14 protein-coding genes are annotated in these 12,979 nt (G+C 40.1%); 10 read left to right on the top strand and 4 right to left on the bottom strand.

The annotated features are described in order from the left end of the window. The first annotated feature begins 206 nt into the window (after positions 1-206). From L1264_RS12620 to L1264_RS12600, 5 genes are all read left to right on the top strand, one after another. Entirely contained in the window at positions 207-548 is a 342-nt protein-coding gene (locus tag L1264_RS12620; protein ID WP_199527539.1) for a hypothetical protein, read from the top strand. Between the two features lie 9 nt (positions 549-557). Next, positions 558-1,040, top strand: a complete 483-nt coding sequence (locus L1264_RS12615; RefSeq protein ID WP_199527538.1) for a hypothetical protein — start codon at positions 558-560, stop codon at positions 1,038-1,040. Positions 1,041-1,235: 195 nt separating this feature from the next. After that, positions 1,236-1,763, top strand: a complete 528-nt coding sequence (locus L1264_RS12610) for a hypothetical protein (RefSeq protein WP_199527537.1) — start codon at positions 1,236-1,238, stop codon at positions 1,761-1,763. A 26-nt stretch (positions 1,764-1,789) separates the two neighbouring features. After that, positions 1,790-2,107 (top strand): DUF600 domain-containing protein, encoded by a 318-nt coding sequence (locus L1264_RS12605; RefSeq protein ID WP_199527536.1) that lies wholly within the window; start codon positions 1,790-1,792, stop codon positions 2,105-2,107. 249 nt (positions 2,108-2,356) lie between these two features. Then, entirely contained in the window at positions 2,357-2,701 is a 345-nt protein-coding gene (locus L1264_RS12600; RefSeq protein ID WP_199527535.1) for a hypothetical protein, read from the top strand. A 50-nt stretch (positions 2,702-2,751) separates the two neighbouring features. Here the strand turns inward: L1264_RS12600 and L1264_RS12595 are convergent, their stop codons facing one another. Further along, the gene (locus L1264_RS12595; protein ID WP_199527534.1) at positions 2,752-3,111 is read right to left on the bottom strand and encodes a DUF1294 domain-containing protein; all 360 of its coding nucleotides are present in this window, start codon (positions 3,109-3,111) and stop codon (positions 2,752-2,754) included. A 52-nt stretch (positions 3,112-3,163) separates the two neighbouring features. On the opposite strand from L1264_RS12595, the gene L1264_RS12590 reads away from it, so the two are divergent. Beyond that, on the top strand, positions 3,164-3,688 hold the full coding sequence (locus L1264_RS12590; RefSeq protein WP_235404058.1) for a hypothetical protein: 525 nt from the start codon (positions 3,164-3,166) through the stop codon (positions 3,686-3,688). A 45-nt stretch (positions 3,689-3,733) separates the two neighbouring features. Here the strand turns inward: L1264_RS12590 and L1264_RS12585 are convergent, their stop codons facing one another. Together L1264_RS12585 and L1264_RS12580 are read right to left on the bottom strand one after the other, a co-directional pair. Beyond that, a complete protein-coding gene (locus tag L1264_RS12585) occupies positions 3,734-5,251 on the bottom strand; it encodes a DUF3360 family protein (RefSeq protein ID WP_199527532.1) in 1,518 nt (505 codons plus the stop codon). Between the two features lie 458 nt (positions 5,252-5,709). Further along, positions 5,710-7,833, bottom strand: coding sequence for a methyl-accepting chemotaxis protein (locus L1264_RS12580; protein WP_199527531.1), 2,124 nt, complete (start codon positions 7,831-7,833; stop codon positions 5,710-5,712). A 424-nt stretch (positions 7,834-8,257) separates the two neighbouring features. On the opposite strand from L1264_RS12580, the gene L1264_RS12575 reads away from it, so the two are divergent. After that, the gene (locus tag L1264_RS12575; RefSeq protein ID WP_199527530.1) at positions 8,258-9,991 is read left to right on the top strand and encodes a GMC family oxidoreductase; all 1,734 of its coding nucleotides are present in this window, start codon (positions 8,258-8,260) and stop codon (positions 9,989-9,991) included. 27 nt (positions 9,992-10,018) lie between these two features. Here the strand turns inward: L1264_RS12575 and L1264_RS12570 are convergent, their stop codons facing one another. Then, complete coding sequence (locus L1264_RS12570; protein ID WP_199527529.1) at positions 10,019-10,447, bottom strand: organic hydroperoxide resistance protein; 429 nt, start codon at positions 10,445-10,447, stop codon at positions 10,019-10,021. A gap of 123 nt (positions 10,448-10,570) precedes the next feature. On the opposite strand from L1264_RS12570, the gene L1264_RS12565 reads away from it, so the two are divergent. From L1264_RS12565 to L1264_RS12555, 3 genes are all read left to right on the top strand, one after another. Further along, complete coding sequence (locus L1264_RS12565; protein ID WP_138558223.1) at positions 10,571-11,002, top strand: MarR family winged helix-turn-helix transcriptional regulator; 432 nt, start codon at positions 10,571-10,573, stop codon at positions 11,000-11,002. Positions 11,003-11,257: 255 nt separating this feature from the next. Continuing rightward, positions 11,258-12,271 (top strand): zinc-binding alcohol dehydrogenase family protein, encoded by a 1,014-nt coding sequence (locus tag L1264_RS12560; protein ID WP_199527528.1) that lies wholly within the window; start codon positions 11,258-11,260, stop codon positions 12,269-12,271. A 449-nt stretch (positions 12,272-12,720) separates the two neighbouring features. Further along, positions 12,721-12,951, top strand: coding sequence for a helix-turn-helix domain-containing protein (locus L1264_RS12555; protein WP_168246765.1), 231 nt, complete (start codon positions 12,721-12,723; stop codon positions 12,949-12,951). Positions 12,952-12,979: the final 28 nt, after the last annotated feature.

Here is a 12,979-nt window from a genome sequence, read left to right as displayed (position 1 = left end):
TAAGAAGAAGAAATTTATAACATCAGTTACTGGAAAAAGCAGGAGTATTGAATTATTGATTGAAAAAGATCAGTTACCTGAATTTAAGTAGGGGCAACTGATCAAAATATATGTGAAAGAGTACTAGGTAATATTAATATACCCATTGCATTAAATTAAGACACGGTTATAGCGTAGGAAAATTGCGTTATAACAAGGCAAAAATTATGACAAAAGAGTTCAGTCTTCAATATAAAAAGACAATAGAACAGTACATAAGCAAAGGTGGAGATATCTTCAATGAAAAAGCTTTCAATAATTTTACAAAAATAGCCCTCCATTACGAACATAAGAAAGTACAAGCTCGATTTAGAGTTATGAATCAATTTGGCGCAAATACTTTATATAGTGGAAATGGTTTGACCAAAGTAGATATTAACTCATCATGGGGTGAAAAAATAAACAGCAAATACGGAGTAGTCAAAACTTTTACTTTCGAAATAGATCCTCTCACCATAAATGATCTCAATGATTCAGTCACTATTATCCCCTTAAAGCCAATTCATTAAGAGATTTATATGGAATTACTAAACCCTTTCAATTTATCAAAAAAATATGAACAAGTTTTCATATCTCAAAACATAGGATTTGAAAACGAAGAATTTTTTTTATTAAAAGATTCTAATCAAATAATATTTCTTGTAATTGCACCTCCAAATTTTGGTCACCCTGATATCCCTAATTATTATGTTTATCAACTCGAAATCCCTTTAAAAGCCATTTCCTGGCTTATTGATAGTATTGAGAATAAATTTTGGAATAGCGCAAAAGAAGGCGGCTTACCTTCAGGGCAATATAAACTAAAAGAAGTTGTTGTAAACGAAACATTAGCTCTTTACCGAGAAATGAATGTAGGAGCAAAAAATCAAAAAGGATTTCGATTAGCTAATTTTTCTAGACCGAGCCGGAAATTTGATGATAACTTCCAGGAGTTTTTTATTACCGATGCTTTACTTATCGATGGCGGTTTGCTTGATAAGCTTAAATTAATACAAATTTGAGTCGGCAACATGGATGTTGGCAATATAACTAAAACTAATACAGAGAAATTCCGTTAGTTAAACAGTTTATTCAAAGGAGCAAACTATGGCGCTGTTGAAACTTTTAACTTTGAGAGAAAACTGATCAACTTAGAACAATTTGGTGATGCTATTACAATCACACCTGTTATCACTCCTATTAAAGGTGGCATTTAAATGACTAAACAATTTTTCCCCTCACTAAAAGAAATAAAAGACCCAGAGAATCCACCAAAAGGGATAAAACATCTAATTACAATTGAAGATTCATTAAATTATCCTGGCCGTTATCACTCCTTTTACAATCAAAACGGATACTTATCAGTTATCCTTCATTGGATTATTTCACCAAAAGGTCAAGCCCCGTTTTTAACTACTAGGCAATTTGATGCACCACTATCAATTTTACCTTGGTTTGTTAAAAAATATGAGTTTTTCACCAAAATGCCCAACGCAGGTGGATTACCTCATGGCACAATAAGTACTGATGACCTCGTAGAAGGTGAAGATATCGGTATTACAAGACTAATAGGGAGGCTAAATGAACGAGGCGATCAAGGATATAGCCTATCAAACTATTCACGGAAAGACCATGAGACAACAAATTATCAAATATTGAATATATCTGACAGTTATTTTTTTCAGGGTGGTTTTTTTGAAACATGGAAAGAGCTTGCTAAAAAATACGAAAACGGCACTTTATAACAAAACAACAACGCTAAGGACAGCACATGACACACAACTCACAAATCCCACAACAACTGGGTCAATACCTCTATCAACAAATTAACGGTGACTGGTCGAAAGCAATGTTAGTTTTAGATTGCCAGCACGATGAAGTCATTACATGCCAGGCCTTTTATGAAAAAGAGGCCGATGAAACTCAGCACCCTATTGCCGTTTCTGACCACATTATTGATTTATTTAAAACACTGTTTGATTCTGCAATACAAAATCAACCAGAAAATTGGCAACGTGCGATTTTTAATATCACTCGGCAGGGAAAATTAAGCATAGCGCTTGATAAAGAAAACAATGATGAAAATTAATAATTACTATTTTTAAAACCACAATACACACAATAATTAAAAATCATTATTTAATAACATTAATGAAACTATAATTTGAACCTTATTAGGATACATACTAAAATATCTCAAATTTTATTATTGATGATAAATATGAAAGTCACGGAAGACGAATAATAGCTACCCACCTCTATTGTTATTCCTTGATTATTCATAAGTTTTCAAACTATAAGCGATTTCGTTTATTGTGAACTATTAAATGGAGTATTTATGAAAAAGTTAAGCGCATTATTTGCATTATTGGTTTTAGCCGGCTGTTCATCAAGCTATGATGTTGAGTCACAACCAGAGCCTATTGCAGAAGTAACACCTGAAGTAGTTGTGGATGAATCGGTTATTTCATTAACAGTGGTCACAACACCTGATGATGCGCGTGTTCGTATTATGAATATTAAACCTGTTTATGAAGATGGTATCGAACTTAATGAAGGTAAGTACGACATTGAAGTAACAAAACCTGGTTACTTAACTTACCGCAAATGGGTTGTTGTTGATAAGAAAACGATTCTAACTATTGAGCTTGATAGTATTGAATCAATTCAAGCTGCACAATAAGTCGTTTTCACGAAAAAGGAAAGCAACGGCTTTCCTTTTTTGATCTTCTTTTAAATTAACTGCAAATAGTACAGTGACGACAGTGCACCGCAATTAACAATAATTGTTAACCAAAGCACAGCAATAAAACTGCGTTTTTTGGATTTGTGTCTTAACCATTGCTGTGCAATTAATGAACCTGGCCAACCACCGATTAACCCTAAAATATGCAGTGTTCGCTCAGGTACTCTTATTGTATGCTCGCCATGTTGCATCGCTAAACGTTTATCCCAGCCGTATACCAAAAAGCTTATTAAGCTCGCTACGCTGTAAGTGCCTGCAATAAAGTATGTAATATTAAGTTGCCACGGTACCAGCCATAACAGCGCTAAAAACAACAATGAAAATGTAATTAATGTTTTCTTAATCAACGAATTATCACCTATACTTTGCAAAACAAATTAATTTTATCGGGACGCTATTATGGCATACCTAAAATCACTTTTACTATCAATCTGCCTGTGTTCACTTTCTGTTTTGGCGGCGGAGCAACAACTTGATGACAAGCTAAAAGTGTTTGAGCCTTACTTAGGCACATGGCAGTCTGACTTTAATGTCGCAGCAGGTAAACCTGCGGTGCAAGATGTGAGTACCTGGCAACGCGCGCTCAATGGCACGGCTCTTAAAACCATTCATTCTATCAATGAAGGTGAATATGGTGGTGAGTCGATGATTTTTTGGGACAATAAAAAGCAGTCTTTGGTGTTTTATTACTTCACTACGGCAGGTTTTTATACCCAAGGCACAATGAATGTACTTAGCCCTACTCAATTTGTTGCTTATGAAAATGTAACGGGTAATAAAGAAGGGATCACTAAGGTAAAATCGACAAGCGAGTTTAAAAACAACAGCTTTGTGGTGTCGACCTCTTACCTTAAAAAAGGTCAATGGACAAAACCAGATACCCGAACTTACATCCGCAGCGAAAAAACAGTTAAGTTTAAATAACAGCTTTGAAAAAGGGTAAGGCGTTTATCACCTTACCCTTTTTTATCAATGCCTAAAGTCAGCCATTAATGCTGGGATCCCTGGCAGCATACCCACCAGCGCCATCACGCTTGTTAAAATTACAAACATTATTAATGGAATGATCCAACGGCTCATTGGTGATAGTTCAGAGCTTCGCTCTTTACAACCAATTAAGCCCAGGTTGTCGAGCAACATCGTTAACGACCAACCAAATGCAGGATTCACCAAAGTCGATGAAAACACCACAATAGCAGCCGATTGGGTGGTTTTACCTTCGCGGGTCATTTCCATGCCAGCTTCAAGAAGTGGGATAAACACACCTACAATCAAGGCGACACATAACACGGGTTGCCAAATAGCTAAATCCATTGGGTAGCCCCAAATACTGGCAATGATACAAAATAATGCCGTTAACACCGCTCCGGCAGGAATTGGGCGTTTAGCGATGGCTGCTGGCACTATGTAGGTTCCCCATGACGAGGTAAAGTTAGAGCCGCCTAACAAAGAACCAAACGTTTGGCGGATTGAAGCACTGAACATGGTATCGTCAATGTTCATTTGTACTTTTTCAGTGCGTTCTGGGTAACTAATTTTTTGGAATACTTGATGCCCTAAAAAGTCAGGTGACCACATAGCAACCGCAAGTACCGCGAATGGCAATACCACTACAAAGCTCTCTAGGGTTGGTAAACCCAGCATCCAACCGGTATTTTCACCCCACCAATACATTGGGTTCATATTTGGTAAACCCGGTGCGGTCTTAAACTCAAACGGCGCTCCCAGTAAAAATGCAATTAAACCGCCAAGTAAGCAACTTAAAGGCACAGCTAACCAACGCTTTTTGAAGTGTTCAAGTAAGGCATATAACACGATAGTCGACAAGATCACAATGAAAGCGATATGGGTCATATCAATGCCTTCAGCCCATGCAAACAGCTTTTTAACCTGCGAAATCGTGCCGATAAAACCAAGGTAGAGCAGTAAACCGCCACACACTCCTCGGCTGGTTAAGCCCGCCAGTAAACTCCCTCCTTTACTAAGCGCGAGTAACAGACCAAACGCCCCTATCAGTAAACCAAAGGCCATTGGGTGACCACCCGCTGCAACCACGATCGGGATCAAAGGAATAAGCGGCCCATGCGTACCCGCCAGATTTGCCGTTGGTAAAAAGAAGCCCGAAAATAATAAAATGAAGATCGATACAATTAACAGCTCATAGCGCACATTTTCTAGAATAAAGCCTTCACCTAAGCCCAGTGGCGCTGCAAACGTTGCAGCAATTGCACCCACCATAACCACCTTGCCTATGGTCCCTGCCATGGCAGGGATAGAGTCTTCTAATTCAAACCGATAATCACGAAATGGTAAGTTAGGACGCCAGCGCTTAGGCTGCATAATTTGTAATTCGTGTTCAAGGTATTCGTCGCGACTCGAAAATTCACTGCTGGGTTTATGAAGAGCTTGATAGCTTTGCTGATCGGCATGAGTATCCGATCCTTGCTCAGCAGGCGCTGTTGACGCTGATTGCTGCCTCGTATTCATGAGTTCTCCTACTGCCTATCTTGAAAAATTATGTGAGTTTTTATTATGCAGTTAGGGTAAAGCAGTCAGGCCAAAAACACGATTAGGCAAAAGGTAGGGTATGAATTTGTAAAAAAGCCGTTCTTATAGTATCAGAAATGCAGAAAACACTTTTAACCTATTGAAATATAACAACTTAAATTAATTGATAATTTAGACAACATACAGCAATTGTTAATAAATGCCTATTAATCAAGCACATTAACTATTAGTCTAATAAATCGTATGAATAGCAAACAGGTAAACTATGAGGTATGGGAATGCAGGCATCACACTTGCTTGGCGCGCGAAACAAGGTCTAGAGATGCGAGGTGCGAGTAGGTAACAGCGATTTCGCATCGCGTTTTATCTCGCATCTAGCACCTCGCATCTAGCACCTCGTAACTAGCCCCTTTACTCTTGCAACTAGCAACTTAAAGCTATTTCGTCTTTAATTTATTCAGCTCATCATCTTGCTGTGCAACAAGGGCATTAAGCGTTTGACTGCCGTCTCCCGCCTGCGTTGATAACTCTGCTAATTGCGATGCAGCATCTGAGATTAAAGTAAGATTCCTATTAATCTCTTCGGTTACAGAGCTTTGCTCTTCAGCGGCTGTTGCAATATGGGTAATTTGTTGCGTAATTTCGTCCACCTTAACAACCACCTCATGAAGCGCATCAAAGGCAACGGAGGTTTCATCTACCGCGGTTTGTGCACGCACAACACCTTGTTCAATCACTTTAGAAGCGTTGCCTACTTCAAGCTGTAAGCTGTCGATTAGACCGCTGATGTCATCGGTTGATGAACGTGTTTTTGAAGCAAGCGCACGAACTTCGTCGGCGACCACGGCAAATCCACGTCCTTGCTCACCAGCTCTTGCAGCTTCTATAGCAGCATTGAGGGCAAGCAAATTGGTTTGCTCTGCTATCGTTCTGATCACATCTAATATCTGAGTTATGTCATTACTGCGCGCTGCAACCTTTTCGACCGCTTTGTTTGCTTCTTTTATTTCATCCGACATAGTCTTAACTTGTGTTACAGCTGAAGACAAACTTTTTTCACTACTAACCACTAAACTATTTATTTCGTCAGCTTGTTGCGCCGATTGTTCAGAAGCCCTTGCAACCTCAAGTGCTGTTGCACTCATTTCGTTCATTGCGGTCACAACGCTTTCAATTTCTTGAAATTGCGCTTGTACATTATGTTTAGTATCAACAGCAACACTGGTTGCCATGTGGGCTTGCTCCTTGGTTTGCGTTGATACATTTTTAAGCTCACCAATTAAGTCACGCAATTTAGCAAGAAACGCATTAAAACCTGTTGCTAGTGCTATTAATTCAGCATGGGTATCAACATGCAGGGTTTGGGTTAGGTCGCCTTCAGCACTAGCAAGGTTATCAACACGCTGTTGAATTTGTTGTAATGGTGCCACAATGGTACGGATCACTAAGGTCATGATAACAAAGGCTGCACCAGCAATAATAATACCCGTAACCAAGATTAAGCCGCCTAACGTATTGGCGTTTTCACTCATGCTATTTGCCAGCGCATGAGGGCCCTCAAGTGCAAGCTCAGCTGGTACTTGAATCAATAAGTTCCACTGGGTTTTAGCAAGCTTAATGGTGATTGGGTAATTAACTAAATATTCATCACCGACTTTAAATACACCACTTTGATTTTTCGCTTTAATGTAATTGTCTAAAGTGCTTTTAGCCACTGCCTCTTTTAGCGGTCTGCCTAGCTTATCTTTGTAATGGCTACTACCAACCACTAAATCAAGTGAGCTTAATAAGGTAACTCGAGCTTTACCGTTATATAGCTCTTTTGACAATTTTTCGGTCATGCTTTGAAATACAGGCAAAGTTAAATCAACACCAGCAACACCAATAAATTCATTATCACGAAGAATTGGCACAGTTAAAGAGGTCATCATTTCTGAATACCCTGGGGTGATTTCGTATAGGTAAGGTTCCATTATGCAGGGTACTTTGGTGTCTTTTACACACAGGTACCACTCAGCTTCTCGCTGACCAAATTCATTAAGTGTATCGACATATTTTTCAGCCGCATCATCTACGACTTGTTGCTCAATGGCGCCATCTCGATTGCGTGTGAAATAGATTTCTAAAGTACCAACACCCGCCACAGAGTGATCATAACCACTAATAAAGTTAGCATCACGGCCATCAAACGCATTTGCTTCAAACTGCGAATAAATAGATGAAAGAATGGTATTTTTTTTGAGTAGTGAGCGATTCAACTCAACCACCGCATCGCGAGTTAAAGTACTTGCTGCATCATGATCACCTAAGATTGCGGCAAATGAATAAGGCACTCGATATGCTTCGTTAATAAATCCAGCGACTTGCTCACCATATGCGGCAGCATTGGAGGCTAGTTTGTCTTCAACTTCAGCAACAATCAGCTTTTCTGATTGTGCAGCTAACTGCTGGTTGCTGTTTGACAACTGCCACCATAAAACACTCGATAAAACAAACACAGTAATAAAAATACTGCCTACTGTGAGCCATAATAACTTTTTCGCTAATGCTAACTGCCGCATCGAAATGTCCTGTTTTTATTGTAGGTTTGCTAATAGTTTAGACTATTTAACTAATTTTACAGCCCAAAAAAGGAGTAAAGCATTATTTTTAAGTAATTTATTGAAAATGCCCTGTTCGACAACGGAATTTTGCTAGCATGCAATTGAAATTTATAGCTTTGTTATGATTCGGTTTATTTAGATTAACGGCGTACAAAGCATGACAAACTATTTAATTAGATGGCTTAACATATAGCGAGTAAGCGCTGCTGAGCACTAAAATAATTGATAAATTGCGTTTCTTTATTACTTGTTCTAAGACAAACAACCGACAAGCTTCTATATTACTAATAAGTACATCCCAAATCACAATAGATAAGCAGCTAATTTACAGCGTATTTTGTAACGAGTTAATTATAATAATAAATATCAACAAGCGATGACCATGCAGCAAGACACATTTGATTTTGACCAAATAATTATAGGCTCTGGGTTTGGTGGCTCAGTGAGTGCGCTACGCCTAAGCGAAAAAGGTAACCGGGTTTTAGTACTTGAAAAAGGCCTTCGCCGCGACGATAAAGAATTTCCAAAGACCAACCTAGATATCAAAAATTATATGTGGCAACCAGAAATTGGCTTAAAAGGCTGCATTCAATTTTCGTTTACCAGCAAAGTCACTGTGCTGCATGGTGTGGGTGTTGGCGGTGGCTCACAAATTTATGCCAATGTGCACCTTATTCCTGATGATGAGGTGTTTCAATCTCCAGCTTGGACACGCATAAAATCAGACTGGAAAGAAAGCCTAATGCCTTACTATGGCCTCGCACAGCGCATGTTAGGCAGTGCCAAAAATACCTATACCAATGTTGCCGATCACACCCTTAAAGAGATTGCTGAGCAGATGGGTCAAGGTGACTCGTTCAAAACCGTGAACACCGGGGTGCTTTTTGCAAAGCCCGGCGAAGCCTATAACAAAGAGCTACCCGACCCTTACTTTAACGGCGATGGCCCAAGGCGAAATACCTGCCATTACTGCGGTAGCTGCATGATTGGTTGTCGCCATAATGCCAAAAACACCTTGATGAAAAACTATCTTTACTTTGCCGAGCGCAATGGCGTAGAGATAAGACCAAGCTCTGAAGTAATCAAAATCACCCCGCTTAATGCAGATGGCAGCGCCGGATACAAAATTAAGATTAAAGATACCAGTCATCGCAATAGCCATATTTATACGCTAACAACACGTGGTGTTGTGCTAAGCGCGGGGGTAATGGGCACCGTGCCTTTGCTTTTAAAAATGCGCGATAAAGACAAAACACTACCTAATATTTCAGCTTGGCTGGGTCAGCAAATTCGTACAAATTCAGAAACCCTCACCACCGCGAACAATACCACTAAAAAAGTTGATGATGGCGTTGCGATCAGCTCATTTATTTCGGTCGATAAAGACACCAATATTGAAATTTGCCGGTTTAAGGAAGGTGCCGATGGCACATGGCTATATTTACCTTACGTTCCTATGGTGACTGGAAAAGGCCTCAAGCGTATCGCTAAGTTTTTAGTGAATACACTGCGCCATCCAATAAAAACAGCCAAAGTATTGCGGCCAAAAGGCAAAGCCCGCAGCTCGATTCTATTTTTGGTGATGCAAAAATCCGAGGCGTTTATTCACCTTGAATGGCGACGCAAATGGTATCGGTTATTTAAAAGCGGCATTACTGCGGTGCAAAAAGACAATGATGCCCCGCTTAGCGTTAGTTTTCCAAAAGCAGAAGAAGCAACCAAACTCTACGCCGAAAAACTCGGTGGCGTGCCAGGCTCTGCTTTAACTGAAGTGCTCTTTGGTGCCCCGATGACGGCACATATAATGAGTGGAGTCGCCATGGGAACTGATGCCTCTAACGGCGTAGTTGATAGCTCTGGAGAAGTGTTCGGCTATCAAAACCTGCGTGTTATTGACGGCTCAATCATACCGGGTAATTTAGGAGTAAACCCATCATTAACCATTACCGCATTGTCTGAATACGCAATGAGCCAAATACCGGTATTCGATGCAGCCCGAGCCAGTAAGATAAAGCCAATCGAGTTCAGTGAGCCGCGCGAAGGCTTAGTGTCAGCGCTTACTGGCTCAGGCGATTTAGCAAAGTCGATTGCTGAAAAACAAAAAAGCCGTGCATAAAGCACGGCCTAATTTGATCAATAGCAATTAGATAACTGATAGCTCTACAGCAATGTTACCGCGCGTTGCGTTTGAGTAAGGGCATACTTCGTCCGCTTTATTAACAAGTTCAAGAGCGGTGTCTTTATCAAGATCACCCACCGATACCGCAAGCTTAACAGCAATACCAAAACCACCTTCGATAGGACCAATTGATACTTCAGAGTTAATGTGAGTATCTGCCGGTAATTTAATTTTTGCTTGGCCAGCCACTAACTTTAATGCGCCGATAAAACAAGCCGCGTAACCTGCTGCAAATAATTGCTCAGGGTTTGTACCTTGACCATCATCACCACCTAACCCCTTAGGAGTTGATAGTGCCACATCTAAGCGGCCATCATCTGATTTTGCTGTGCCTTCACGGCCACCTGTTGCTGTTGCTTTTGCTGTGTATGCGACGCTTTGTAGTTCTTTCATGATTACTCTCCTAAATGAGTGAAAATATACTTTGTATGCAAAATATATTAGATCAGCTTTTTCGGGATTGCAAATACTTTGCATGCAAATTAAAATGTTCGTATTGAATTTTGAGGATCGAGTATGAAATACCCACAGCTAAAATTAGATAACCAGCTATGCCATCGCTTATATATGGCATCGAATGGGATTGCCCGTGCGTATCGAGATTCTCTTAATCAATTAGATTTAACCTACCCGCAATACGTCGTGATGATGGCGCTGTGGGAAAAAGATCAGATCAGCATTGCTGAATTACTTGAAAAAACCGCTATTGATGGCGGTGCGATGACGCAAATTTTAAAAAAAATGAGCGACAAAGCATTGCTGTCGATCACCAAAGATAACCAAGATAAACGCAAACGACTCGTACAGCTCGAAGCCAAAGGCAAAGCCATGCAAGATCAAGCCGCCGATGTACCGTCGCAAATTCGTTGTCGCTTCCCAAGCATTAACGAACAACAAGCGTTACAACTGATCGAGTTACTCGATTTAGTAAATAGTGACCTTAATTAACAAAAATTATTTGAAAGTGAATTTGGATAATACCAGCTTGCTTAATAAAGTGGGCTTTTTGAGGCAAGAAAACCTCGTTGATAACAAGGCAAAAATTTCGTTATTTAGTTGTTCTAAATGAGAAATTTTTAACGCTGGTAGCGACAGGTTTGCTCCCTCAAAATGATTACGTATTATTGCGAGCTGGTATCTAAACCCTTTTTAATAAAACTAGATGCGCTATAGTGTTCAAAACTCATCAATACGGACACCATCATGAAAGCATTTGGATACACCACAGCAACTCCAGCGTTATCAGACTCATCACTACAAGCGATTGAATTACCAGATCCCGTTGCCACAGGTCACGACATTCTTGTAGCCGTACAAGCAATTTCAGTAAACCCTGTTGATACTAAAATTCGCGCTAATGTATCACCAGACAATGGCTACAAGGTTATTGGTTGGGACGCCGTGGGAACCGTTAAAGCTGTTGGCGACCAAGTGTCGTTATTTAATGTCGGTGACCGTGTGTTTTATGCTGGCGACTTAACGCGCCAAGGCAGTAATGCTGAACTGCAACTTGTTGATGAGCGCATTGTTGGTCTTGCACCAACAAGCCTTAGTAATAGTGAAGCAGCCGCCCTGCCATTAACCAGTATTACGGCATGGGAGTTACTGTTTGACCGCTTACAGATTGAAAAATCTAAAAACAATAAGCCAGCCTCTATATTAGTGATAGGTGCCGCAGGTGGTGTAGGCTCAATTTTAGTGCAACTTGCCAAACAGCTTACCAATTTAACAGTAGTTGGTACCGCCGCACGAAAAGAAAGCGCCAACTGGCTTAAAGATTTAGGAGTTGATCATGTTCTTGATCATAGCAAAAACCTTAACGAGCAACGTCTTGCGGCCGACCTGAATGAATTTGATTACGTAGTGAGCTTAACGCACACCGAGCAACATCTTGATAGCATTATAGAAGTGATCAAGCCACAAGGTAAATTGGCACTGATCGACGACCCAGCAAGCTTTGATATTTTAAAGTTAAAGCGTAAAAGTATTTCGTTGCATTGGGAGTTTATGTATACCCGCTCAATGTTCCAAACCGATGATATGATTGCTCAGCATCAGCTTTTATCAGAGCTTGCTAGTTTAGTTGATGACGGCACAATCAAAACAACATTGGGTGAGCATTTAGGTAAGATAAACGTAGCAAACCTTGTTAAAGCCCATGGGATTTTAGAATCTCATAAAGCTCGTGGAAAGCTTGTTTTGGAAGGGTTTGAGTAACGAGGTACGAGTTACAAGTTACGAGAGTAAAAGTTAAGAGATTAAAGCTACAAGATGGAGGTGCGAGTATGTAGCAGCGATTTTACATCGCGTTTTATTCTCGTATCTCCCCTACCTCACCCATGTCGCGGCATAAAGCCTCTGCTACGAAAAACGAAATGCAAGCACGCATCATTAAAGTGCATTATTACGGTTGTCTTTCACTATTTTAGTGCCTGATTTTAGGGACGCTCTAGCCACAACATATTAACCAATTGATTTTTAATACATTTAAATTTAATGACGGTTTGGCACAGATCTTCCAATACTAAAATGAACTGGCACTAACAAGGAGACTAACGTGACTAACTTCTTTCACACTCTTTATCTACTTTGGCGATTAGACATCAGCACATGGCAAATGCATGAAGCAAACGATCCGCATAATACTGCAGATTTGGAGCGTCGCTATGTTAAATAATGATCCCGCATTTATTGAAGCACTTAAAAAAATTTCGGTTCATCAACTAACAATCACTGAAGCGTCGGCGCAGTACGACATTCCTAAGCGTGTGTTATACAAAGCTGCACGACAGCAACAAGTTAAACAGAACAAGCAAAAGGCGTATTTAATTGCTACCCAGAAGCGTTTGCAGCAAAGCTTACGCAATGTAGAAATGGAGTTAGCTAGCTTCAGCTAAATAATTTCTGTATGGTTAAAATTTACGC

The organism is Pseudoalteromonas sp. APAL1 (assembly GCF_021532475.1).
Taxonomy (GTDB): domain Bacteria; phylum Pseudomonadota; class Gammaproteobacteria; order Enterobacterales; family Alteromonadaceae; genus Pseudoalteromonas; species Pseudoalteromonas lipolytica_C.
Note: the sequence above shows the minus strand (reverse complement) of the source record. Positions and strands in the feature narration are given on the sequence as shown.

What these genes read in the sequence shown, in the direction of transcription:
- L1264_RS12620 (WP_199527539.1), top strand. Translation starts at nt 207, where the DNA reads ATGACAAAAGAGTTCAGTCTTCAATATAAAAAGACAATAGAACAGTAC.
- L1264_RS12615 (WP_199527538.1), top strand. Translation starts at nt 558, where the DNA reads ATGGAATTACTAAACCCTTTCAATTTATCAAAAAAATATGAACAAGTT.
- L1264_RS12610 (WP_199527537.1), top strand. Translation starts at nt 1,236, where the DNA reads ATGACTAAACAATTTTTCCCCTCACTAAAAGAAATAAAAGACCCAGAG.
- L1264_RS12605 (WP_199527536.1), top strand. Translation starts at nt 1,790, where the DNA reads ATGACACACAACTCACAAATCCCACAACAACTGGGTCAATACCTCTAT.
- L1264_RS12600 (WP_199527535.1), top strand. Translation starts at nt 2,357, where the DNA reads ATGAAAAAGTTAAGCGCATTATTTGCATTATTGGTTTTAGCCGGCTGT.
- L1264_RS12590 (WP_235404058.1), top strand. Translation starts at nt 3,164, where the DNA reads ATGGCATACCTAAAATCACTTTTACTATCAATCTGCCTGTGTTCACTT.
- L1264_RS12585 (WP_199527532.1), bottom strand. Translation starts at nt 5,251, where the DNA reads ATGAATACGAGGCAGCAATCAGCGTCAACAGCGCCTGCTGAGCAAGGA.
- L1264_RS12580 (WP_199527531.1), bottom strand. Translation starts at nt 7,833, where the DNA reads ATGCGGCAGTTAGCATTAGCGAAAAAGTTATTATGGCTCACAGTAGGC.
- L1264_RS12575 (WP_199527530.1), top strand. Translation starts at nt 8,258, where the DNA reads ATGCAGCAAGACACATTTGATTTTGACCAAATAATTATAGGCTCTGGG.
- L1264_RS12570 (WP_199527529.1), bottom strand. Translation starts at nt 10,447, where the DNA reads ATGAAAGAACTACAAAGCGTCGCATACACAGCAAAAGCAACAGCAACA.
- L1264_RS12565 (WP_138558223.1), top strand. Translation starts at nt 10,571, where the DNA reads ATGAAATACCCACAGCTAAAATTAGATAACCAGCTATGCCATCGCTTA.
- L1264_RS12560 (WP_199527528.1), top strand. Translation starts at nt 11,258, where the DNA reads ATGAAAGCATTTGGATACACCACAGCAACTCCAGCGTTATCAGACTCA.
- L1264_RS12555 (WP_168246765.1), top strand. Translation starts at nt 12,721, where the DNA reads ATGTTAAATAATGATCCCGCATTTATTGAAGCACTTAAAAAAATTTCG.